Below are 22,643 nucleotides of genomic sequence, written 5' to 3'. Positions count from 1 at the left end.
AAGGCCCAATCCTGACATACGCGACGCCTCGCCCACGAGGTCGCCCGATCCTTGTCGGAGAGCTGTTACAGCCCCCGGGCGCCGGCTGTCCGACTCTCTTCTAGGCCGGGACGCCCGTCCGTTCTAGAGTCGTCTCATACGGCCCCAGACCCTGGCCTGTGACCTCATGCGCGAGGTTCGGACGTACCCCCCAAGAACCTCCCGTGCCGGTCGCCGGGCTACTCCCGCAGCCCGAGCGAGCGCGGTCGAGGACCAGCCCGGTCGGCGGCTCCGGGGGGAGCGGGTCGCCGACCGGGTCAGGTGGGCCGTCACCGCGTCGGGCGGGTACGCCTCAGCGTCCACTGCCCGTGAGGTACGCGGACACGACCACGTTCGCCGTGTACGAGCCACTGGCCCGGTCGAAGGTGCCGCCGCAGGTCACCAGCCGCAGTTCGGCCCGGCCCGACTTCCTTGGCCCGTACGCCTGTTGGGCGTCGAAGCGGTCACGCGCGATGACCTGCACGTCGTCGACGGTGAACTCGGCGACCGTGCCGTCGTCGCGGATCACCCGGACCGTGTCGCCGGGCCGCACCGAGCTGAGCTTGTAGAAGACGGCGGGCCGGGTCTCGGTGTCGACGTGACCGACGAACAGGGCCGTGCCGGCGGCGCCGGGCTGGGCGCCGGCCGCGTACCAGCCGACCACTCCCGCCTGGTCGTAGGGCGGTGGCTCGATCGCCCCCTGCCCGTCCAGGCCGCTGGTCACGACCGGGGCCTGGACCCCCATCGCCGGAATGTCGACGCGCTGTGGCCGCGCCTGGCCCAACGGCTTGTGCGCGGGCGGCAGTTCGACGCCCCACGGCCGGCCGACCGCCGCCACGTCACCCGTGGCCGGCGCCGATATCCCGTGCCGTACGTCGGTCACCTCGCGGCCCCAGAGCCACAGCCCGAGCAGCAGTACCGCCCAGGCGACGCCCGTCATCAGGCGCCCGGCGCCGGAGGAACGCTCCCGGTCGGACATGGCGGGTCCCCCTATTCGGTGCCGCGGCCCCGGCGGGCGCTGCGCACCGCTACGGCCACCGCGGCGGCGCTCGCGAGGACCAGGCCGATCACGGCCTGCCGGGTACCGGGGCCGGTCGACCGGGTGTCGACCGAGGCGAAGTACGCGGTGCCGCCGCCGCCCGCGTGCACGGGCGCCACCGGCGAGGCCGGGGCGGACGAGGCGGGATGGCCGGCCCCGTCCCGGTCGGCGACCGTGAAGGTGCCCTTCACCTTGTCGTCGAAGCCGTCGCAGGTGACCTTGATGTCATAGGTGCCGGGCGTCAGCGAGGAGCGGACGCGGGTCTCGCCGGTGAGCGCGCCGTCCTTGCCCGTGAGCCGGGCGTCCGAGACGAACGCCGGGGATGCCGCGGTGCCCGTCCTGCCCTGGCAGCCGGTCGCCCGCAGCGAGATGTCGCCGCCGGGGGCGGGGGTGGACGGGGTGACGGAGACGGCCGCGTCGGCCGCGTACGCCATGGGCGCGGCGTACGCCGCGGGAGTGAGCGCGGCGGCGAGGACCGCCCCGGCACAGAGAGTGAGTCGCAGTGAACCCATCGTGAACCTCCAGTCACCTGGAGACTCCTCCCGCCGGGCGTCCCGCGCATCCCGGGGAGGGCAATCGCTGCTCCGTTCGAGCGGAATCCCGCCGCCCGACGCATGGAATCCGGAACGCGGGTCCGGCCCGGAATCCGGTTCAGCCGCGGCCGACGAGCCCCGCGACCGCCTCGCACCCGGCCGACCGGGTCCGCGATCGGCTCAGATGCGGTCGACCAGGTCCGCGATCGAGTCGACGATCGAGGAGGGCCGGTAGGGGTACTTCTCGATCTCGGCGGGCGTGGTGAGCCCGGTGAGCACCAGGAAGGTCTCCATCCCGGCCTCGAGGCCGGCGAGCACGTCCGTGTCCATCCGGTCGCCGATCATGGCGCTGGTCTCGGAGTGCGCCCCGATGGCGTTCAGGCCGGTCCGCATCATCAGCGGGTTCGGCTTGCCGGCGAAGTACGGCTGCTTGCCGGTCGCCTTGGTGATCAGGGCGGCGACCGCGCCGGTGGCGGGCAGCGGGCCCTCCGTCGACGGGCCGGTCTCGTCCGGGTTGGTGCAGATGAAACGGGCGCCGCCGTTGATCAGCCGGACCGCCTTCGTCATGGCCTCGAAGGAGTACGTGCGGGTCTCGCCGAGCACCACGTAGTCCGGCTCGTGGTCGGTGAGCACGTACCCGATGTCGTGCAGGGCGGTGGTCAGGCCCGCCTCGCCGATGACGTACGCCGTGCCGCCGGGCCGCTGGTCCTCCAGGAACTTGGCGGTGGCGAGGGCGGAGGTCCAGATGTTCTCGACCGGCACGTCCAGGCCCATGCGCTGGAGCCTGGCGTGCAGGTCACGGGCGGTGTAGATGGAGTTGTTGGTCAGCACCAGGAAGGGGCGCCCGGACTCCCGCAGCTTCTTGATGAAGGCGTCGGCGCCGGGGATCGGCACGCCCTCGTGGATGAGCACACCGTCCATGTCGGTGAGCCACGATTCGATGGGCTTGCGGTCTGCCATGCCGTTCTCCTGCCGTACGCGGTGCTGCGTGCGCCTCAGCCTAGCGATCAGCCGCCGGTCACGGTCTTCCGGACGCCTGTTCGAGGCCGGTAGTCCACGGGGATGGGCGCAGACGGGGCGGCCGGACCTGAGGTCAGGTCAGGATCCGCCCGCCTCAGCGGCGCCCGCGCAGCGCGCGGCGCGAGATCACCAGGAGCACGCCGCCCGCGGCGAGCAGCAGGCCCCCGACGACGACTCCGAGTCCGTGCGGTGCGCCGGGGCCGGTGCTGGCGAGCTCGTCCGCGGCCGACGTGCGGTCGGGTACGCCGTCGCCGGGCGCGGTGGGGTGGCCGGACGCGGGCTCCGTGGCGGGGGCGTCCGGGTCGTCGTCGATCCGGAAGCGGTAGTCGTTCGACTGGCCGACCCATTCGCCGTCGTTGCTGTGCCGCTGCACGACGGCCGCGTTGGCCACGATGTCGTTGGGGACAGCGGCGTCGGAGGTGACGGTCAGCCGTACCTTCACGCTGAGCGTCCGGCCGGGCGCCACGGTGAATCCCGGGAACCCGCCGTCGAAGGCCCCCACGAGCTCGTCGTCGTCCGTCCGCGTGAAGGGCACGGCATGCGGCCGCGTCCCCTCGTAGAACTCCAGCCGCACCTGCGCCGGCCGCAGCTCCCTCTTGCGGTCGACGAGGAGCACGACCGGGTGGATGTTCCCGCAGGGGTGCGCGGTGGTGTTGGTGAGATCGATGTACCAGGTCCCGTCCCCGCCTCCGGGTTCGTACGCCCCAGGCCCCCCGTGAACCCGGGTGGTGAGGGGGAAGGCCCGGTCACCGGGGGTGGCACAGGTGGGCCGGCGGTCGCGGGCGGAGCTGTGGGCCTGGGCGGCGTGGGCCTGGGCGGCGTTCGGGGCGGGGCCGCAGGTGACGGCTGCTGCGGCGGCAACGGCGAGGGACAGGGACGTGCACAGTCGCATGAACATATGACCCGCCATACACACCGCGCCTCCGGGTCTGCCACGCCCAAGACACCCCGGACGGCGCCCCAGATCCCCTCGATCAGCGCAGCGGACGCGGGCGGCGGACGTGCCCGCCCGGTGCCACGAAGCACGGGCGTGCGGTGGTCCGGGGACGGCCATCCGCGGCCCATCCATGGTCCGGGGATGGCCATCCGCAGCCCATCCGCTCCCGGCCACCCACAGCCCATCCCCTCCCGGGCTCCAGCGGTCCAGGACCAAGCGGCCCTCAGCCCGTCCGTCGGCTCACCCCCGCCGAGCTCAGCCCGTCCGGCGGCTCACCCCAACCAACCTCAGCCCGTCCCCCAGCTCACCCCCGCCGACCTCACCCCTCCGCCCGCCCGAACAGCGGCGCGAGGAAGAGTTGGGCCGCGCCCTCCGCGACGCCGCGGGCCTCGCCGGGGGCGAGGCGGACCGGGACCGCCGCGTCCAGGCCCTCGCGCCGGGCGCGTTCGTCGAGGACGGCCCCGACCCCTCGTAGGAAGGGCTCCGGATGGGCGGCGACGGTGCGGCCGCCGAGGAGGACGAGGTCGATGTCGAGCAGCCCGGCGAGGTTCGCGGCGCCCGTGCCGAGGACCCGCGCCGCCTCGTCCAGCGCACCGGCCGCCACCGCGGCGAGGCACAGCGCCTCGACGCAGCCGCGGTTGCCGCAGGTGCACACGGGCCCGTCCAGCTGGATGACCTGGTGCCCGAACTCCCCGGCTCCCGTCCGCGCCCCCCGGTGCACCGCCCCGCCGATCACCAGGCCCGCCCCGAGCCCCGTACCGAGATGCAGATACGCGAAGGAGCCGTAGCCGGACCCGACCGCTCCGCCCACCGTGAGACCGAGCGCGAGGCCGAGCGCGGCCGCGTTGGTGTCCTTGTCCACGACCACCGGCACCCCGAGCCGCCGCGTCAGGGCGTCCCGCAGTGGGAACCCGTCCCACTCGGGGAACCCGGTGACCCGGTGCAGCACCCCGTGGGCATGGTCGAGCGGGCCGGGCAATGCCACTCCCACACCGAGTACGGAGGCGGCCGCCGGCACGTCCGCCAGCAGGGCCTCCACCTCCCTCGCGGCCCCCGCGACGACGGCCTCCGCCCCCGCCCCGAGGCCCAGCGGAGCCCGCCGCTGGGCGACCACCGCCCCCGTGAGGTCGCACAGCACCGCCGTCAGCTCGTCCCGGTCGAGGTGCAGCCCCACGGCGTGGCCGGCCTCCGGCACCAGCCGCAGCACCGTGCGCGGCTTGCCGCCCGTCGACGCGCGACGGCCCGCCTCGGCCGCCAGGCCCTCCGCCCGCAGCCGGGCAGTGATCTTGCTGACGGCCTGCGGGGTGAGCCCGGTGCGCTCGGCGAGTTCGAGGCGGCTGATGCCGGCCGGCCCGGCCGTGCGCAGCAGGTCGAGCACCAGCGCTCCGTTGTGGCTGCGCAGCGCCAGCAGGTTCACTCCCGCCTCCGCACCACGACCGCGCACTCCTGGCTTGTTCACCCGCGCCTCCTCACCCCGACCGGGCACTCCTGGCCTGCCCACAACCGCCTCCGCACCACGACCGCGCGCCTCCGCACCACGACCGCGCACTCCCGCCTCCGCACCACGACAGCGCACCTCAGGCCTGCCCACTCCCGCCTCTCCACCCCAGCCGGGCACCCCAGGCCTGCCCACTACCGCCTCCGCACCGCGGCCCCGCGGGTCCGGCCCGCCCGCTCCCGTCTCCGCGTTCGTCCTGTTCACGTACGCCATTGTCCCCCGCGCTTGCACTTTGGCAACAGCGTTGCGAAAGTGGAGGCATGATTGGCACTGCTTCTGACCCCGGCACCTCCCTCCGCGTAGGCCTGGTCGGCTACGGCCTGGCGGGCTCCGTCTTCCACGCCCCGCTGATCGCCGCGACCGAGGGCCTCGCCCTGGACACGGTCGTGACCTCGAACCCGGAGCGGCAGGCGCAGGCCCGGGCCGAGTTCGGCGACGGCATCCGGTTCGCCGCGACGCCCGACGACCTGTGGCCGCGCGCCGACGAGCTCGACCTGATCGTCATCGCGTCCCCGAACAAGACGCATGTCCCGATCGCCACCGCCGCCCTCAAGGCCGGCCTCCCGGTCGTGGTCGACAAGCCGATCGCCGGCACGGCGGCCGAGGCCCGCGAGCTCGCCGCCCTCGCGGACGAGCGCGGCCTGCTGCTCTCGGTCTTCCAGAACCGCCGCTGGGACAACGACTTCCTGACCCTCCGGGGGCTCATCGCCGAGGGTGAACTCGGCGACGTGTACCGCTTCGAGTCCCGCTTCGAGCGCTGGCGTCCGCAGCCGAAGGGCGGCTGGCGCGAGTCCGGCGACCCGGCAGAGATCGGAGGTCTTCTCTACGACCTCGGCAGCCACGTCGTCGACCAGGCCCTGGTCGCCTTCGGCCCGGCCGCGCAGGTCTACGCCGAGTCGGACGTACGCCGCCCCGGCGCCGAGGCCGACGACGACACGTTCATCGCGATCACGCACACCAACGGCGTCCGCTCGCACCTCTACGTCTCCGCCACGACCGCCCAACTCGGCCCGCGCTTCCGGGTGCTGGGCTCGGAGGCCGGCTATGTGAAGTACGGCCTCGACCCGCAGGAGGCGGACCTCCGCGACGGCAAGCGGCCCGGGAGCTCGGCGAACTGGGGTGTCGAGCCCGAGGCGCTGTGGGGCCAAGTCGGCGCCGGCGAGTCCCCGCTGACCGGCGGCGGCCGTCCCGAGCCGACGCTGCCGGGCGCGTACCCCGCCTATTACGAGGCGGTGGCCGCCGCCCTCCGCGACGGCGGCCCGAACCCGGTCACCGCACTGGAGGCCGCGGCCGCGCTCGACGTCCTGGAGGCCGCGCGCCGCTCCGCCGACACGGGTGCGGTGGTGTCCCTGTGAGCACCTCCACCACCCCGCCCACGATCCCCGAACTCGAGGAGCAGGAGCGCCGGTTGACGCTTCCGCACTTCACGTACGACGACGCGTGGGCCCTCGGTTCACTCCTGGTCGAGCTGGCCCGGGAGCGCAGCGCCCCCGTCGCCGTCGACATCCGGCGCGGCGGCCAGCAGCTCTTCCACGCGGCACTGCCCGGCTCGACCCCGGACAACGACGCCTGGATCGACCGCAAGCGCCGGGTCGTCGAGCGCTACGGCTGCTCCTCGTATCTGGTCGGCTCCCGCTTCCGCGCCAAGGGCACGACCTTCGAGGAGTCCTCCCGCCTCGACCCCGACGCGTACGCGGCGCACGGCGGCGCGTTCCCGATCGCCGTCGAGGGCGCGGGCGTCATCGGCACGGTGGTGGTCTCCGGCCTCCCCCAGATCGAGGACCACGCCCTGGTGGTGGAGGCCCTGGAGCGCTTCATCGCCGGGTAAGGCCGACGCGCCCAGCCACAACGAAACCCGCACCCGGCGAAGAATCCGGACCAACCCCGACCCGGCCGTAGTTTCCTGGTGAACCAGCGGAGCGCCTACGCCTGCTTGAACTCCTGCCGCTGCCGCCCCAGCCCCTCGATCTCCAGTTCCACGACGTCCCCGGCGCGCAGATACGGCTTGGGCTCGGGCTGCCCGAGGGCGACCCCGGCGGGCGTACCGGTGTTGATGATGTCGCCCGGGTAGAGCGTCATGAACTGGCTTACGTAGCGGACGACTTCGGCGACGGAGAAGATCTGCTCGGCCGTCGTACCGTCCTGCTTCAGCTCGCCGTTGACCCAGAGCCGGAGCGAGAGGGCCTGCGGGTCGGGTACCTCGTCTGCCGTCACCAGCCAGGGGCCCAGCGGGTTGAACGTCTCGCAGTTCTTGCCCTTGTCCCAGGTCCCGCCGCGCTCGATCTGGAACTCGCGCTCGGAGACGTCGTGCGCCACCGCGTACCCCGCGACGTGCGCGAGCGCCTCCTCATGGGACTCCAGATAGCGGGCCGTACGGCCGATCACGACCGCCAGCTCCACCTCCCAGTCCGTCTTGACCGAGTTGCGCGGCACGAGCACCGTGTCGGTCGGGCCGACCACCGTGTCCGCCGCCTTGAAGAAGATCACCGGCTCGGCGGGCGGCTCGGCGCCGGTCTCGCGCGCGTGGTCGTGGTAGTTCAGGCCGATGCACACGACCTTGCCGATCCCGGCCAGCGGGGGTCCGACGCGCAGTCCGTCGGCGTCCAGCGCGGGCAGCTCACCGGCGTCGGCGGCGGACCGGATCCCGCCGAGCGCCGCGGTGTCCGCGAGCAGCGGCCCGTCGATGTCCGTGACGACGCCCGACAGATCCCGGAGCGTCCCGTCGGCGTCGAGCAGCGCCGGCCGCTCCGCCCCTGCCGTACCGACTCGCAGCAGCTTCATGATCACAGTCTCCCTCGATCGCGGCGTCCTGACCGACGGGTGCAGCCATCGGAGGACTGGTCGATCCTCCAAGCTCGGCGTCCAGTCCGCAATACCCAGTTCACGGACTGGACCGCCACCGCTCCGCGCCTCCGGCGTGACCCGCCGGACGGGCCCTGGGGTCCGCCCGCCGGACCGGCCCTAGACGAGGGCCGCCGTCGCCGGTGCCGCGCCCGGCATGTCGCGGTACAGCACGGCCCGCTCGACCGCGCTCCACGTCGTGCTGGTCACCACGTACAGCGCGGCGGCCAGCGGCACCACCGCGACCGTGAAGAGCGTGAAGAAGGCCATGAACGGCATGATCTTGTTGATCGCGCCGAGTCCGGGCACCTGCGTGCCGTCCGCCGCCGGAACGGCGGACGCCGTGGACGCGGACGTGGCGGCGGACGCTGAACCGGCGGCCATCATCGCCTTGGTGCGCCGGAAGTTGAAGGTCGCGACCACGGCGACGAGCGCGAACAGGCAGAGGTAGACGAGCCCCTGCGCCCCGAGGATCCCGCCGTCGCCCAGCGCGTCCGCCCACCGGTCCCCGAGCGGGGCCGAGAACAGCGTGTGCCCGAGCAGCGCGTTGGCGTCGCCGCCGATCGTCGTGCTGGAGAACAGGTGGTAGAGGAGGAAGAAGGCCGGCATCTGGAAGAGGCTGGGCAGGCACCCGGACAGCGGGGACACCTTCTCCTCGGCGTGCAGCGCCAGCACCGCCTTCTGGAGCTTCTCCGGGTGCTTGCCGTGCTTCTTGCGCAGCTCGGCGATCTGCGGCTGGAGCCGGGCCCGCGCCCGCTGTCCGCGCGCGGATGCCCGGGACAGGGGGTGCACCAGGAGCCGTACGAGCGCGGTGAACAGGACGATCGCGGCGGCCGCCGCCGAGGCGTGGAACAGCGGCTGGAGCAGGTCGGCGAGGTGCTCGACCAGACTGGCGAAAACGGACATGAAAGCGGACATGGGTGAGCCCTCCGGGGGTCTCGTCGTGCCGGACGTACGGATGTCGGCATGACGGCCCGCGCGGGGTACGCGGTGGTGAACTGAGCGTGGATCCCTACGCGGCGGCCGTCAGGAGGGCCCGCCCGGGCGCTCGGGGACGCCTGCGCCCCGATGCGTCGGGATCACGCTGCGGCAGGAAGGCCGTACGGTGCTCGCGGTCGCGGATGGCCGTCCGTACGTGCGTACGCGGTACGGCGGGCGCGCAGCGCGAGGCCACGAGCGCGCAGGCGGCGAGCGCGGAGCCGGCCGCAGCGGTGGCGGTGAACGCGACGGCGACGGCCGCGGTGAGGCTGCCGCTGTCGAGCACGGCCACCTGGACGAGAAGCAGGAGCAGCAGCGCGGCGGGGCGCATGTTCGCCCAGGTCCGGATCATCGGCCGCTCCCCCTTCGTACGCGTCGCGGTCCTGCCGTACGCGGTGTGGTCCTGCCCTACGCGGTGCGGTCCTGTCGTACGCCTCGGTCGTGGCGTACGCGTCGGTCCCGTCGTGCGCGTAGCGGTCCTGCCGTTATACAGGATCCGCCTCGAGCGGCTGAAGGAGGCGTCTGGGCGCGAGCAGTGCCCGGCTGACCGGATTCGCCGGGTCCGGGTCGAGTCCGGGGCCCGGCGTCATCTCGACGTCCGGGACGGGGACGATGATTCCGCAGGCGGGGCACTCGCCGTACGGGCCCAGCTCGGTGCCGCAGTCCGCGTGCCGGAAGTGGCGCAGCTGCGTCTCGGAGTAGTGCTCGCGGCCCCAGAGGCCGAGCGAGCGCAGCGTGGGCCACAGGGCGATGCCGCGCTCCGTCAGCACGTACTCGTCGCGCGGCGGCGACTCCTGGTAGCGGCGCTTTTCGAGGACGCCCTCGGTGGTCAGCGTCTGGAGGCGGGCGGCGAGGACCGCGCGCGGGATCCCGAGGTGGACGAGGAAGTCGTTGTAGCGCCGTACGCCGTAGAGCGCGTCGCGCACGACGAGGAGTGTCCACCGCTCGCCGACGACCTCGAGCGCGCGGGCGATCGAGCACTCCTGCGTCGCGTAGTCCTTGCCCAGAGCCATGGCCCCACTGTAGCCACTTTTCGACACGTAGGTTCAATGAGCGAACCTTAGGTGCTACCTTCGTCGCATACCTTCAGTTCATTGACCGAACCTACTCATCGAAGGCCAGGCCATGTCCCAGCTCGACCGCACCGCAGTCACCGCCCCCGCCCGCCGGGCGGCCCCGGCGCGGGAGACCCCGCGCGGGGCCGCCACCCTCGCCGTCACCAGCGCCGCCACCGCCCTGGCCCTGATGACGTACACCGCGCCGATGGTCACGCTCCCCGACACCGCCGCCGCGCTGCACACCTCGGTCTCCGCCCAGGCTTGGCTGCTCAACGGCACGCCGCTGGGCCTCGCCGCGCTGCTCCTGGTCGCCGGCAGCCTCGCGGACGACTACGGCCGCCGCCGGATCTTCCTGTCCGGCACGGTCGCCCTCGGCATCACCACCGCACTGGGCGCGCTCGCCGGCTCGACCTGGCTCTTCACGCTGGCCCGGATCGCCCAGGGCGCGGCGAGCGCGGCGATCCTCGCCAGCAGCCTGGGCCTGCTGGTGCACGCCTTCCCGACCCCGCGCGGCCGGCTGCACGCGACCGGCGTGTGGGGCGCGTTCGTCAGCGGCGGCATCGCGGTCGGCCCGCTGCTCGCGGGATCCCTGCCCAACTGGCGTACCGCGTACGGGATCCTGGGCGCCGCCCTGCTGGTCGTCGCGGCCCTCGGGGCCCGCGCGCTCACCGAGTCCCGCGCGCCCCGCGGCGGACGCCCCGACCTCGCGGGCGCCCTCGTCTTCAGCCTCGCGCTGGCGTCGCTGGTGGCCGCGCTGACCCTGGGCCGCGACGGGTGGCTGCGCGCGCCGGTGGGACTGCTGTTCGCCGCGGCCGTGCTGCTGACCGCCGTCTTCGTCGCCGTCGAGCGGCGCGGCCGGGCGCCGATGATCGACCTCGGTCTGCTCCGGCGGCCGCGCTTCCTGGCCTCGTCCGCGGGCGGTCTGTTCACGGGTCTGGCCGTGATCGGCCTGTTCAGCTATCTGCCGGCGCTGCTCCAGCAGACGCTCGGGCTGTCGGCGATGGACACCGCGTGGCTGTTCCTCCTGTGGTCCGGGCTGTCCTTCGCGGTCGCGCTCCAGGCCAGGCGCCTCGCGGGCCGGGTCTCGCCGCGCCACCAGCTGGCCCTGGGGTTCGCGCTGCACGGCGCCGGCTCGCTGGCCATGCTGGGCGCGGTCGACGCGGGCTCCTGGGTACGCCTGCTGCCGGGGCTGCTGGTCGCCGGCGTGGGCAGCGGCCTCCTCAACGCCGCGCTGCCGCTGCTGTCCGTGGAGGCGGTCCCGGCCGAGCGCGCGGCGATGGGCTCGGGCGCGCAGCAGACCTTCCGGTACATCGGCTCGTGCGCCGGGGTCGCCCTGACCATCGCGCTCGTGACCTCCCAGGGCTCCTTCGCCCGCGGCGCGGACCTCGCCATGGCGGTCTCGGCGGGCCTCGCCGCGGTGGCGACCGTCAGCGTGCTGGTGCTTCGGGACCGGGGCTGACCACCGCTTCGGGGGCGGGGCTGACCGCGAGGACCTCGTCGTCGGGCCGCTCGTCGCCGCGGGCGCCGGCGCCGGTGTACGCCACGACGAGCGCGACCGCGAGATTGACCGCCAGCGCGACGATCCCGGCGTTCACCCCGAACACGGGATCCCGGTCGCTGAACACCAGCCAGCACACCAGTGCGCCGCCGGCCGCCAGCCCACTGAGCGCCGCCGTGAGCGTGAACCGCCGCCACACCAGCCCGAGCAGCAGCATCGGCACGAGCTGCGCCATCCCCTCGTACGAGATGAGCGACAGCCGTACGAGGGTGTGGGGCGCCGTGTACGTCATGATCAGCGCGATCGCGCCGGCGACCACGACGACGGCCTGCGAGGCGAGCTTCTGCCGCTCGCGCCACCGGGGCACGAGCGAGAGCACGCTCCGTCCCCACATCGTGCCGATGACCAGCATGAACACGGCCATCGGCACGATGGAGGAGAGGGCCGCGGCGACCCCGATGACCCCCACGGCCCAGGCCGGCAGGGAGTCCACGACCAGCCGGAACAGCGCGAGGTTGGACCCGGCGCCGGTCAGCCCCGGGACGACGAAGAGCGCGGCCATGCCCAGCAGCATCGGCACGAAGAGCAGCACGTTGTACGCGGGCAGCCAGATCGCGTTGCGGCGCAGGGCGTCCCCGTCGCGGGCGCCGAGGTAACCGGCCACGGTGGTAGGGAAGATGACCACGGTGAGCGCGTTGAGGAGCGAGGTGGTGATGAACCACGGGGTGCCCAGGCCGCTGTCGCCGCCGCCGTGCCCGGGCAGGGTCAGCCACTCCCGCTTCTGTGTGACGAGCCGGTCCAGGAAGTCGCCGTACCCGTCGAAGTAGTGCAGCGGGACGTAGACGGCGAGGAAGGCGAGGGTCCCGATGACGAGCACGTCCTTCAGCACGGAGACCCACGCGCTGCCGCGCAGCCCGCTGACGACGACGAAGCCGGTGGTGACGGCGAACGCCACGAAATAGGCCCAGTTGAGGCTGACGGCCCCGTACGAGATGGTCGAGACGACCACGCCCATGCCGGTGATCTGGAGCTGGATATAGGGCAGCAGACAGACCGTGGCGAGGACGGCGACCAGCGCTCCGGCCCAGGGGCGGCCGTACCGGTGGGCGACCATGTCGGTGATGCCGACGAGGCCGTGACGCCGGGCGTACCCGTGGAGCATGGGGCCCGCCACGTACCCCACCGCGTATCCGCAGGACATGTACGCGACGACGTAGAGGACCGGGGCGCCGTAGTTGTACCCCCAGCCGGCCGCCCCCAGATAGCTGAAGCTGGTGTACGACTCCCCCGCCATCAGCACCCAGATGAACACGGCCCCGAGGCTGCGCCCGCCCACCGACCATTCGGCGAGCCCGCCCTGGCCTCCGCCGCGGCCGCGCACGGCGAGCAGACCCAGGGCGACGGTGGCGACCATGAAGACGCCGAACACGGTGGTGGCGACAGTGGAGTTGCTCATGCCCGCCCGGCCCCCCGCTCCTTCTTGTCCCCGCGCCAGGTCAGCCAGACGGCGAGCGGGGTGAGCACGGTCGCCCCCAGCAGCCAGACGAAGAGGAACGGCAGACCGAGCAGCACCGGGTCGACCCGGTTCACGAACGGCAGCACCCCGAGGAAGAGGACGAAGGGCGTCAGGAGCCACAGATGGTGGAGACGTGGTTTCACATGAGAGGACCTTAGCGAGGCCGCATGGAGCGCAGCTGCCCCCACACCACCAGGCGGTACCGGGAGGTGTACTCGGGGGTGCAGGTGGTGAGGGTGATGTAGTACCCGGGCTCGTCGTACCCGTACGAGGGCCGCACGCTGCTGCGGGGCGTGGCGCGGATGACCCCGCCGTCCCTCGCCGAGGTCTGCGGAAGGGTCTTGTCGACGGTGTACGTGTAGACGGCGGCCGCGGTCTCCACCTGGATCGTGTCGTGGAGCCGGAGCCGGTTGAGGTACCGGAAGGGCTCGCCGTGGGTGTTCCGGTGCCCGGCGAGCGCGAAGTTCCCTGCCCGGCCGGGCTGTTGGGTCCCCGGATAGTGGCCCACGTACCCCTTGTTGAGCACGTTCGGCTTGCTGACCCCCTCGGCGACGGGGACGCGGAGCGCGAGCCGGGGGATGGTGAGGACGGCGTAGGCCTGGGACCAGTGGGGCTGTTGGGGGGCGGCGGGGGTGGTCTCGCGCTTCCCGCCGGTGGGGGCGGATCCGCTGTCGCCGGTGCCCCTCTTCCCGGTGCCGCTGTCTGCACCGGGTGCCGAGCCGTTCGGGGTGCCCTGGGCCGGCCGGTCCCACTCCCGCTCCAGTGCCTCGACCTTGCGCTCGGCTCCCTGCCTGGCCTGCCGGTTGGTCCACCACAGCTGGTGCGCGACGAGGAGCAGCAGCACCACGCCGACGGTGACGAGCACCTCGCCGCCGCTCCACAACACTCGCCGGTACGCGGCCCGTCGCCGCCGCGTGGCGTGGTGCACGATCCCGGGAGCCCGCATCCGTACGCCTCCTTCACCGGGGGCGCAGGATAGGGGGTGCTTGCGGAAGTCTCCAGGGGTGGAAGTCTCAAGGGGCAGGGCGAGGCGGGGCGGGGCGGGAGCCAGGGTGTCCGGCTGCCCTGGTGCCCTGGTGCCCGGTACCGGGGGCGGTCACAACTCACGGGCCGCATAGGCTCCCCAGCCATGAGTGCGTATTGGTTCCTGGCCCTGATCCCCTTCATCGCCGGTCTCGCCGTAACGGGGCAGCAGGGCATGACGGCCGTCACCGAACACGTGCTGCGCCGCACCGCCCGCTGCAAGGAGGGCGTGGTCACCGGTCACCTGGCGTCCCGGGAGGCGACGTACGCCGCTCTGCACCCCGTCGTCCGCTGGACCGGTGACGACGGGAAGGAGTACGAGCGGGCGGTCCCCGACACCGTCAGCGCCCACGCCCTGCCGGAGGGCAGCCGGGTGCGGCTCCTGTGCACCCCGGGCGCCCCCGACTCGGTGGCCCTGGACACACCGGACCGCTACCGGTCGGCGGTGCTGGGCGTGTGGGCCGGCGTCCTGCTGTGGGCGGGTTCGCTGACGGCGGTCCTTATCCGCATCGCAACACTGCTGCCGGACGGCTACTTCTGATCCGTCCCTGGCCTGCGACGACGTACCCCGCCCCGCCCCGCGGCCCTATCCGTAGGGCCTACCCCTCGGGGTCCACCTCTCCGCCTGCCCCTCCTCACCGTCCCTCCTCACCGTCCCTCCACCTCCCCCTCCTCTTGTCCCTCGGCCTGTCCCTCCTCTTGTCCCTCGGCCTGCTCTCGACCGTCCCTGGCCTGCAGGGATCTCTTTTTCGTGGGGCAACGGCAGTACGGTGTCACCCATGCGCCCCGACACGTCTGCCGAAAACGTCGACCACAACGCCGAAGCAGCCCGCCTGGAACGTACTGCCGGCCTCTACCCCGAGGACGCCGAACACCTGCTCGTGCAGGCTGCGGCCCACCTCGAACTGTCAGGCGAGCGCCCGCGCGCGACGTCGCTCTACGACAGCCTGCTGTCCTCCTCCACTCCGCTGGAGAACCCTCACCTGGTACGGGCCCTGAAGGCGGCCAACCTGTGGGAGTACGGCCATGAGGCCGAGGCGAGGGCGATCATCGAGGGCGTCCGCGCGTCGTCCCCCCGGGACCCGGCGGCCTGGGTGATCGTGGCGGAGGCCCTGGAGTCGCACGACGAGCTGGAGGCGGCGCAGGAGACGTTCACGCAGGGCGCCCAGCTTCTCCTCGCCGGCGTGTCCGAGCCGCCGTACGCGACGCATCCCCTTCTCTTCGGCCGCCACCGGGTGCGCCGCATGCTCGGACTCGGTCACGACGAGTGGGACGCGCTGGCGGACACGCTGCACACGGCGCCGGTGTCCCTGGACGAGCTCCACGACCCCAAGCGGGTCTGGTCCCTCGGCTCGAACAACCCGGCCGAGCTCCAGGCCGAGATCGCCCGTCTCCAGTCCGAACTCACCACGGCCCGCGAGGCCCTCTCCCGCCCGTTCCCGGTCGCGATCCTCCACTGGCCGGCGCCCGAACTGACAGAACTCCTGTCGGCGTACCCGACCCTCTCCGAGGAGTACCCCTCCCACGAGGAACACCTCGCGACCATAGAGGCCTCCCTCCGCGAACTCGCCGCCTCCGGCACCCCGAACCTGGGCATCGTCACCGGCACGGTCCCGTCGTACGAGGCCTTCGCCGCCTCGGAAGCGTCATCCCCGGCCGACGCGACCCTGCTACCGCAGTACGCGACGACCCTGGCGGCCCGAGGACGAGCGGTCACCTGGCCCCCGCAGCGGGGGGATGGCTGCTGGTGCGGGTCGGGGCGGGGGTATGGGGAGTGCCACGGGAAGGCCGCCTGACCGAAAGCTCAACGCACCTCACCGGCATGACGGAAGTGCTCGCAGGTCTCCCCTGGTCCCCTTCGAACCCTTCTGCCATGCGCTCTGCAAGGTCTATCCCGGGAGAGCTCCAGGAAGACACTGCAGATCGAACTGGCAAATCTTGATTTCAGAGCCATCGGGCGCTAGTGACTTAGAAACTGCCGTACGGACGGCCGTTATCTCGTACAGGCCGTCGTACCTGTAGTCATCTTTAAGCGAGTACTGAGGATCTCCTTCGTAGCCACGAATGACACGAATGGGATATTTGCGATCAAAGCTGAGCTTGAGAGCCGCATTGTCCTCATACGTCCATGACTGGCTACGCAGCAGCTTCCCATCCTCGGTCTTGTCCCGGCCAGGCGAGGCACCCGTATATCTCACCCACGTGCCATGGTCCTCGTCATCCTCGTACCCGCCGTGCAGCACGATGGCGTCCCCCACTTTGCTGCCGTCCTCGTCTATCAGCCAAGAGATGCCGTTCTGGTTGGTTCGGTGCAACTTGGCTCGCAACACGTCTATCCGCCGATGAAAGACCGCCCCCGGATCTACACCCTCGATATGACCGATGACTCGTTCGATTTCCATGCACCCATACTGCGACGAAGTCGATCACTCAAGTCAGACCTGTGGCGAGAGTTGACCGATAATGACGCATGGGCCTTCCGGATCAAACCCTTCGATCCGAGTGTCAGTGCCCCCTGTTACACATGGGCACAGCTGTCCGGGCGACCAAGGGAGCCAGAGTGTCCGAGTCGGGGGATCTGACGCCGCCTGCCGTGGGGCTGTACGAGGAGCTCATCACGGTGCGCTTCGAGCAGAAGTTGAAGGAGTTCGCCCACCTCGGATGGCATCCCCTGAGCGACATGGTGGGAGCCGAGTCCGTTCCTCACGTTCTGGCCAGACACATCGCCCAGACGGTGCGACGCGTCCTGCAAGGCCTGCCAGCCGCGGAGCGGGTGCACGCGACCAACCACATCTTGGAATCCATTAGCACTCTCGAAGGGGCACAGGAGTGGGTGGACCTGGTAGCCGACGGGCCTCGTCAACTCCTGGCGCTGACACGGCAGGAGGCTCCCGGCGTCTTTGCCGTACGCCCAGGTATCCCGCTCTCCGACACCGCACTCATCACCAACGCACCCGAGGACCCCAACCTCGGCTTCGAGCTGCGTGCCGAACTCGCCACCGCTGACCGGGTTGACCTGCTCTGCGCCTTCGTCAAGTGGCATGGTCTGCGCATCATCGAGCAGTCCCTAAAAGCCGCGCATGAGCGGGGCGTTCCTATACGTGTCATCACGACGACGTACATCGGAGCGACCGAGCGGCGGGCGTTGGATCGGCTGGTACAGGAGTTCAAGGCCGAGGTCAGGATCAATTACGAGACGCGATCCACGCGGCTCCACGCCAAGGCGTGGCTCTTCCGTCGCACGAGTGGCTACGACACGGCGTACGTCGGCAGCTCCAACCTCTCCAAGGCCGCGCTCCTCGATGGTCTGGAGTGGAACGTCCGGCTGTCTTCCATTGCCACCCCCGACGTCTTGCGAAAGTTTGAAGCGACCTTTGCGGCCTACTGGAGCGATCCATCGTTCGAGGCGTACGACCCCGAGGCGGACGGAATCCGCTTGACGGAGGCATTGGCAATCGCAGGGGGTAGCTCCCCGACCTCCGCCGCTGACCGCAGGATCACCCTGTCCGGCCTGGAGGTACGGCCGTATCCGCATCAGCGCGACATGCTGGAGCGACTGGAAGTCGAGCGGGAGGTTCATGACCGGCACCGGAACCTGCTGGTGGCGGCGACCGGCACAGGCAAGACGGTCATGGCGGCACTCGACTACAAACAACTACGAAAGAAGCATGGCCGCGACCTGCGCCTGCTGTTCATCGCCCACCGCAAGGAGATCTTGCAGCAGTCCTTGCGGACCTACCAAGACGTCCTGGTCGACCCAAACTTCGGCGAACCCCTCCACAGCGGAGAGATCCCCGAGCGTTGGACGCATGTGTTCGCCAGCGTGCAGTCGCTGAACACACGAGCGCTGGATCGACTCGATCCCCGTCACTTCGATGTGATCGTGATCGATGAGTTCCACCATGGGACATCACCGACGTATCGGAAAATCCTTGATCACTTCCAGCCGGCAGAGCTGCTCGGGCTGACAGCAACACCCGAGCGCATGGACGGCAAGACCATCCAGGACGAGTACTTCGACGGCCGGATTGCTGCCGAAATGCGTCTATGGGAGGCCCTGGAGAACGACCTTCTCAGCCCTTTCCACTACTTCGGAATTAGCGACAACACTGACCTCAGCACGGTGGAGTGGAAGCGCGGGGCATACGAAGCGAGCGCGCTCAACAACGTGCTCAGCAGCAACGTCACACGAGCGCGTCTGATTGTGAAAGCTGTCGAGGAAAAGATCGCCGAGCCAGGCACCATGCGGGCACTGGGCTTCTGCGTATCAGTCACCCACGCGCGCTTCATGGCGGAGCGCTTCCGCGCCGCCGGCCTCAACGCCATTGCTCTGTCCGGCGAAACTCCAGCTGAGCAACGCAAGCAGGCACTCGCCGACCTCAGGTCGGGAGCGCTGCAGGTGATCTTCTCGGTCGATCTCTTCAATGAAGGGCTCGACATCCCTGACGTAGACACGCTGCTCCTGCTACGCCCTACCTCAAGTGCGACGCTTTTTCTTCAGCAACTCGGTCGAGGCCTGCGCCGCACCGAGGACAAGGCGGTGCTGACCGTTTTGGACTTCATCGGCCAGCACCGCAAGGAATTCCGATTCGAGAATCAGTTCCGAGCCCTGACCAACCTGACTCGCAAGCGACTACTGGACAACATCGCGCAGGATTTCCCGCAACTCCCCTCCGGCTGCCAGATCATCCTTGAGGAGAAGGCCAAGAAAACAATCATCGCCAACATCAAGGACCAGCTCGGCGTCAATGTCACCGCGCTGGCCCGAGAGGTGGCCGACTATGCCGAGCCGAAGCTCAGCCGCTACCTCTACGAGAGCGGCCGCGAACTCAAAGAGCTCTATCGAGGCAGCGGGAACTCATGGACTGGGCTGCTCCGCCGATCTGGTCTCTTGAAAGCAGCAGCACCCGAAGGGGAAGCCCCGCTACTCAAACGCATTTCCGCCTTCCTTCACGTGGACGATCCACTGCGGGTGGCGGCGTACACACGCATGTTGGAGGACGACGCTCCCGACTACGGCATGCTCGACGAGCAGGGGCAGGCCTACGCTCGCATGCTCTTCTTCCAGCTATGGCCCCTCGGCGGAGTCACCCGCAAAGGCTTCGCAGATTACGATGCCGGGTTTGCAACTCTGCGGGACCAAACCGCCGTACGCAGCGAACTGCGCCAGGTCCTGGAACACAACCTCGCCCACACTGAGCACGTCCCCATCCCCCTTCTTGGAGTAGGCGGTCAGAGTGGCATCCCCCTCACCGTGCACGCCTCGTACAGCCGTGAGGAGATCCTCCCAGCATTGGGCCAGTCCTACATTGGCGGCTTCATGCCCGGCGACTTTCGTGAGGGCGTGAAGTGGTGCGAGTCGATCAAGACCGACGCCCTCCTCATCACGCTAGACAAGGACGAGAAGGACTTCTCCCCACAAACCCGCTACCACGACTACGCACTGAACGAGACGCTCTTCCACTGGGAGTCACAGAACCAGACCTCGGAGACGTCCCCGACCGGCCTCCGCTACCAGCGTCATGTTGCCGAGGGAAGCCACGTCCTACTCTTTGTCCGCCGCTACAAGAACACTGACATCGGCGGCGCTCAGCCATGGATGCTGCTTGGCCCTGCCGAGTATGTCGAGCACACGGGGAGCAAGCCGATGTCGATTACGTGGAACCTGAAGCACCAGATGCCGGCGGAGGTCTGGACGTATTCGGCTATCGCAGCCGGGTGACTCCGACTAGCTGTCCCGTAACTGCTGGTCACGGGTGAGACGATCTTGTCGTGTCTGGTGTGATCACGGCAGCAGGCTCCACTTCGAGACACAGGTGGGAAAACTGGCGCGCCAGGCTGACACTTCTCGTGCCAGCATGCGGCACCACTGAGCGGAGGAGGCCGGCGGCCAAGCCGCCTCGGCCTCATAGGGCGTCTGGGCCCGGTTCAGCAGTCGTCCGGGCCTCGACCATGCGCAGTGGTCCACCAGGCCGTCGCGGCGACGAGGTCGACACCTCAGTACTGCGCCTCGCTACCCTGCCTCCATGATTCGCGCAGTGGTCTTCGACGTCGGTGAATGCCTCGTGGACGAGACCCGGGAGTACGGGACCTGGGCCGACTGGATGGGGGTGCCGCGGCATACCTTCCACGCGATGTTCGGTGCAGTGATCGCCCAAGGACGCGACTACCGCGAGACCTTTCAGGAGTTCCAGCCTGGCTTCGATCTCTACGAGGAGCGGGACCGACGGGCCGCCGCCGGGCAGCCGGAGACGTTCGGCGAGGAGGACCTGTACGAGGATGTCCGCCCAGCCCTCGCGCAACTGCGTGCCGACGGACTGTGGCTCGGCATCGCAGGCAACCAGACCGTGCGAGCAGGGCACATCCTTCGTTCGCTGTTCTCCGATGCCGTGGATCTGATCGGCACCTCGGACGACTGGGGCGCAAGCAAGCCCGACCCCGAGTTCTTCAAGCGCGTGGCCAACGTGGTGCCGTTCGACGTCGACGAGATTCTCTACGTAGGAGATCGTTGCGACAACGACATTCGCCCCGCAGTCGAGGCTGGCATACATGCCGCGCTCATCCGCCGCGGGCCGTGGGCAACGATCCAGTGGACCAGCGCCGAGGCTCGGGAGGTGCCCACCTTCCGCGTCGGCAGCCTCCTCGAACTCTCCGGCCTGATCATCGGTTTCAACGGCTCAGCGCGCTGACTGTCGTCGACCATCCGTAGAGGCGGTCGTCGAGATCGCGAACGCAGCGCTCGTGCTGATACGGAGTGAGCGTGCGCCGAACTTCTCGTACGCGGTCCATGCCGGTCGCGTACCAGGTGAGCCCGAGCTGGTCGAGGGCTCGGCCCGCGTAGTCACACGCCTTCTCCGGATTGCCGGACGCGGCTTCAACGGCGGCCAAGTCACTGAATACGACAGTCCGTTGCTTGTCCTCGCTTGCGGGCATCTCTTCCAGAACCCTCATCAGCGTCTCTCGGGCTTGAGGAAGATGTCCGGCAACCAACTGAGTGTTCCCCTTGAAAGCCGCCAGGCGAGCTGGAGAGAACCAGTCCATCCACAGAGGGGATGGATGCTCACCACCCGTGGTGAGCACGTCCTCGGCGTGACCGATCAAGTGCAGCGCCGTTCGTGTGTCCCCGCACCGGGTCTCGCATTCCGCCTCTACGGCATCGAGCCACGCAAGGAACTCCGCTGAGGCGGGGGCGCGACGGGCGTACGTGCGGGCGGCAACCATTCGTTCCAGGGCCCCGTCCAGATCACCTGCCCAGCCGGGGACGAACGCCATGTGCGCGATGACTGCCGAACCGAGCAGCGGGTCGTCGGCCTCGCCCGCAGCCTGAAGGGCCAAAAGGAATGTGTCGTTCGCGCTGCCCGGTTCCCGGCGGTCGAAGAACTCGATCCGCCCCGCCAAGAGGTAGGACTCCGCAAGTGCCGCGGCGACTGTACGGCGTGTGGAGGCTTCCGTCTCCGGCAGCAACGCGCATCCCAAGGCGGCATGTGCGAGCACGGCGGGGTGCAACTTGGCCGGGGCGACGGTCCAGTACAAACGTCGATGCGATCGAGTCACCGCTTCGAAGTCCGCCCCGGCCGTGGCGGGTTGCCTCGTGGCAGCTGTCCGCCCTGGTACTGCTGCGAGGCCCACGGCGGCTGCACCACCGGCCACGAGTGTGCGACGAAGGCGGTCGGGTTGCACCCCTTCGGAGCCCCACGGAGGCGTGAAGCCGAGGGACTCCATGTCCTGTCCCAGCAAATGGACCAGGATCCGCTGGCAGTCCGGTTGTGGCCACGGAGGCGTGTCCGACTCCCAGCGCCTGACCTGACGCACGCCGATCGACAACCCACGCATGCCGAACTGGCCGGCCGTTCTCGTCAGAGCGTCGGCCAGATCCTGCTGCGAGTTGAAGCCTGCCGACACACGAGCGGCCTTCAGACGGACGTTGCCACTAGGGCGAGCCATGGGGTCCCTCCTTAGGGAGACTGCACCGACCGTCCCACAGTAAGTCCGACACAAGGCATCGAGTCACCCCTTGGCGCCAACTAGGCCCTACTAACGTCCTCTTGAAGCCCGCCTAAAGTCCTGTAATGCGGCGCCCCGTGCGTACACGCTGGACCCACAAGCCGGCCACTGACGAAGACAGGGGTACACCGTGGGCATGCAGCAGACGACCGAGAGAGCAATTGCCGAGTGGCTCACCAGAGACCACCCGATGCCGGAGCAGGTGTGGACGGAGTGGGCGACGATGGGTGTTGCGCTGGTGCCGCTCGGAAAGCGGTTCGCCGCAGTGCGCATGACCGCAGAGGTCGTACATGCCGCGGTCGATTCTGACGATCCCGCCCAAGTCGCTTCAGGACTGGAGGAGTTGCTCCGAGGACCTGTAGTCCATGACCGCCGAGTTGCCGGCGTGACGTACTACGCCCTCGTCCAATGCGACGCCGGTTTCGCCTGGGGACACAACGAGGTCGCACCCCGCCTTGGCGCCGGGGTGTACTTGGGAGTGCCACGCATCGGCCGTTGCGAGCCCCCCGGCACGTACTGGGTAGTGGCACCGCGACATGAGGGCCATCTGTGCAGTCCGCAGGCTGTGGCCGACCTGATCGACGCTGGTCAACAACGGATCATCCAGGGGGCGGAGCTGTGATAGCGACCCGGGATGCTCTGCACCCCTGCGCCTCGGGGACCCGGTAAGAGCCGCGCGC

The 22,643-nt window shown here is 70.1% G+C and carries 22 protein-coding genes; 8 read left to right on the top strand and 14 right to left on the bottom strand.

The window, feature by feature from the left end; translation table 11 throughout:
* Positions 1-331: 331 nt before the first annotated feature.
* The 5 genes from ACFVYF_RS26475 to ACFVYF_RS26455 form a co-directional block, all read right to left on the bottom strand.
* Positions 332-997: a class F sortase gene (locus ACFVYF_RS26475; protein ID WP_389459252.1), complete on the bottom strand. Its 666-nt coding sequence runs from the start codon at positions 995-997 to the stop codon at positions 332-334.
* 11 nt (positions 998-1,008) lie between these two features.
* Complete coding sequence (locus tag ACFVYF_RS26470; RefSeq protein ID WP_389459250.1) at positions 1,009-1,569, bottom strand: hypothetical protein; 561 nt, start codon at positions 1,567-1,569, stop codon at positions 1,009-1,011.
* Positions 1,570-1,770: 201 nt separating this feature from the next.
* The gene (locus ACFVYF_RS26465) at positions 1,771-2,550 is read right to left on the bottom strand and encodes an HAD-IIA family hydrolase (protein WP_389459248.1); all 780 of its coding nucleotides are present in this window, start codon (positions 2,548-2,550) and stop codon (positions 1,771-1,773) included.
* A gap of 154 nt (positions 2,551-2,704) precedes the next feature.
* Positions 2,705-3,508 carry a hypothetical protein gene (locus tag ACFVYF_RS26460; RefSeq protein ID WP_389459247.1) on the bottom strand — a complete coding sequence of 268 codons (804 nt, stop codon included), beginning with the start codon at positions 3,506-3,508 and terminating at the stop codon, positions 2,705-2,707.
* A 358-nt stretch (positions 3,509-3,866) separates the two neighbouring features.
* Complete coding sequence (locus ACFVYF_RS26455; RefSeq protein ID WP_389459245.1) at positions 3,867-5,006, bottom strand: ROK family protein; 1,140 nt, start codon at positions 5,004-5,006, stop codon at positions 3,867-3,869.
* Between the two features lie 299 nt (positions 5,007-5,305).
* Here ACFVYF_RS26455 and ACFVYF_RS26450 point away from each other — a divergent pair, with 299 nt between their 5' ends.
* Both ACFVYF_RS26450 and ACFVYF_RS26445 read left to right on the top strand, forming a co-directional pair.
* The gene (locus ACFVYF_RS26450; RefSeq protein ID WP_389459243.1) at positions 5,306-6,400 is read left to right on the top strand and encodes a Gfo/Idh/MocA family oxidoreductase; all 1,095 of its coding nucleotides are present in this window, start codon (positions 5,306-5,308) and stop codon (positions 6,398-6,400) included.
* Positions 6,397-6,873, top strand: coding sequence for a heme-degrading domain-containing protein (locus tag ACFVYF_RS26445; RefSeq protein WP_389459241.1), 477 nt, complete (start codon positions 6,397-6,399; stop codon positions 6,871-6,873). Before ACFVYF_RS26450 ends, ACFVYF_RS26445 begins: the two co-directional genes overlap by 4 nt.
* A gap of 95 nt (positions 6,874-6,968) precedes the next feature.
* On the opposite strand, the gene ACFVYF_RS26440 is transcribed toward ACFVYF_RS26445, so the two are convergent.
* From ACFVYF_RS26440 to ACFVYF_RS26425, 4 genes are all read right to left on the bottom strand, one after another.
* Positions 6,969-7,826 (bottom strand): fumarylacetoacetate hydrolase family protein, encoded by an 858-nt coding sequence (locus ACFVYF_RS26440; RefSeq protein WP_389459238.1) that lies wholly within the window; start codon positions 7,824-7,826, stop codon positions 6,969-6,971.
* 180 nt (positions 7,827-8,006) lie between these two features.
* A complete protein-coding gene (locus ACFVYF_RS26435) occupies positions 8,007-8,792 on the bottom strand; it encodes a YidC/Oxa1 family membrane protein insertase (protein WP_389459339.1) in 786 nt (261 codons plus the stop codon).
* A gap of 106 nt (positions 8,793-8,898) precedes the next feature.
* Positions 8,899-9,216, bottom strand: a complete 318-nt coding sequence (locus ACFVYF_RS26430; RefSeq protein ID WP_389459237.1) for a DUF6412 domain-containing protein — start codon at positions 9,214-9,216, stop codon at positions 8,899-8,901.
* A 133-nt stretch (positions 9,217-9,349) separates the two neighbouring features.
* The gene (locus ACFVYF_RS26425) at positions 9,350-9,877 is read right to left on the bottom strand and encodes a winged helix-turn-helix transcriptional regulator (RefSeq protein WP_389459235.1); all 528 of its coding nucleotides are present in this window, start codon (positions 9,875-9,877) and stop codon (positions 9,350-9,352) included.
* 112 nt (positions 9,878-9,989) lie between these two features.
* On the opposite strand from ACFVYF_RS26425, the gene ACFVYF_RS26420 reads away from it, so the two are divergent.
* On the top strand, positions 9,990-11,381 hold the full coding sequence (locus ACFVYF_RS26420) for an MFS transporter (RefSeq protein WP_389459233.1): 1,392 nt from the start codon (positions 9,990-9,992) through the stop codon (positions 11,379-11,381).
* Here the strand turns inward: ACFVYF_RS26420 and ACFVYF_RS26415 are convergent.
* Genes ACFVYF_RS26415 through ACFVYF_RS26405 form a run of 3 tightly spaced genes read right to left on the bottom strand, consistent with a single transcriptional unit; the run spans position 11,350 to position 13,882 of the window.
* On the bottom strand, positions 11,350-12,876 hold the full coding sequence (locus ACFVYF_RS26415; RefSeq protein WP_389459231.1) for a sodium:solute symporter: 1,527 nt from the start codon (positions 12,874-12,876) through the stop codon (positions 11,350-11,352). The two genes, ACFVYF_RS26420 and ACFVYF_RS26415, sit on opposite strands and share 32 nt — an antisense overlap.
* Positions 12,873-13,079 carry a DUF3311 domain-containing protein gene (locus tag ACFVYF_RS26410; protein ID WP_389459229.1) on the bottom strand — a complete coding sequence of 69 codons (207 nt, stop codon included), beginning with the start codon at positions 13,077-13,079 and terminating at the stop codon, positions 12,873-12,875. The genes ACFVYF_RS26415 and ACFVYF_RS26410 overlap by 4 nt, the downstream gene beginning before the upstream one ends.
* A gap of 11 nt (positions 13,080-13,090) precedes the next feature.
* Complete coding sequence (locus ACFVYF_RS26405) at positions 13,091-13,882, bottom strand: class E sortase (RefSeq protein WP_389459226.1); 792 nt, start codon at positions 13,880-13,882, stop codon at positions 13,091-13,093.
* 183 nt (positions 13,883-14,065) lie between these two features.
* On the opposite strand from ACFVYF_RS26405, the gene ACFVYF_RS26400 reads away from it, so the two are divergent.
* Both ACFVYF_RS26400 and ACFVYF_RS26395 read left to right on the top strand, forming a co-directional pair.
* Entirely contained in the window at positions 14,066-14,500 is a 435-nt protein-coding gene (locus tag ACFVYF_RS26400; protein WP_389459224.1) for a DUF3592 domain-containing protein, read from the top strand.
* A 238-nt stretch (positions 14,501-14,738) separates the two neighbouring features.
* Positions 14,739-15,755 carry an SEC-C domain-containing protein gene (locus ACFVYF_RS26395; RefSeq protein ID WP_389459222.1) on the top strand — a complete coding sequence of 339 codons (1,017 nt, stop codon included), beginning with the start codon at positions 14,739-14,741 and terminating at the stop codon, positions 15,753-15,755.
* A gap of 93 nt (positions 15,756-15,848) precedes the next feature.
* Here the strand turns inward: ACFVYF_RS26395 and ACFVYF_RS26390 are convergent, their stop codons facing one another.
* Positions 15,849-16,361 (bottom strand): YDG/SRA domain-containing protein, encoded by a 513-nt coding sequence (locus ACFVYF_RS26390; protein ID WP_389459221.1) that lies wholly within the window; start codon positions 16,359-16,361, stop codon positions 15,849-15,851.
* A 158-nt stretch (positions 16,362-16,519) separates the two neighbouring features.
* On the opposite strand from ACFVYF_RS26390, the gene ACFVYF_RS26385 reads away from it, so the two are divergent.
* Together ACFVYF_RS26385 and ACFVYF_RS26380 are read left to right on the top strand one after the other, a co-directional pair.
* Positions 16,520-19,681: a DUF3427 domain-containing protein gene (locus ACFVYF_RS26385; RefSeq protein ID WP_389459219.1), complete on the top strand. Its 3,162-nt coding sequence runs from the start codon at positions 16,520-16,522 to the stop codon at positions 19,679-19,681.
* A 304-nt stretch (positions 19,682-19,985) separates the two neighbouring features.
* Positions 19,986-20,648, top strand: coding sequence for an HAD family hydrolase (locus ACFVYF_RS26380; protein ID WP_389459217.1), 663 nt, complete (start codon positions 19,986-19,988; stop codon positions 20,646-20,648).
* On the opposite strand, the gene ACFVYF_RS26375 is transcribed toward ACFVYF_RS26380, so the two are convergent.
* Positions 20,629-21,903 carry a transcriptional regulator gene (locus tag ACFVYF_RS26375; protein ID WP_389459215.1) on the bottom strand — a complete coding sequence of 425 codons (1,275 nt, stop codon included), beginning with the start codon at positions 21,901-21,903 and terminating at the stop codon, positions 20,629-20,631. The genes ACFVYF_RS26380 and ACFVYF_RS26375 overlap by 20 nt on opposite strands.
* A gap of 196 nt (positions 21,904-22,099) precedes the next feature.
* Here ACFVYF_RS26375 and ACFVYF_RS26370 point away from each other — a divergent pair, with 196 nt between their 5' ends.
* Positions 22,100-22,585, top strand: coding sequence for a hypothetical protein (locus ACFVYF_RS26370; protein WP_389459214.1), 486 nt, complete (start codon positions 22,100-22,102; stop codon positions 22,583-22,585).
* Positions 22,586-22,643: the final 58 nt, after the last annotated feature.

The organism is Streptomyces sp. NPDC058274, from assembly GCF_042881375.1.
Classification (GTDB): domain Bacteria; phylum Actinomycetota; class Actinomycetes; order Streptomycetales; family Streptomycetaceae; genus Streptomyces.
Note: the sequence above shows the minus strand (reverse complement) of the source record. Positions and strands in the feature narration are given on the sequence as shown.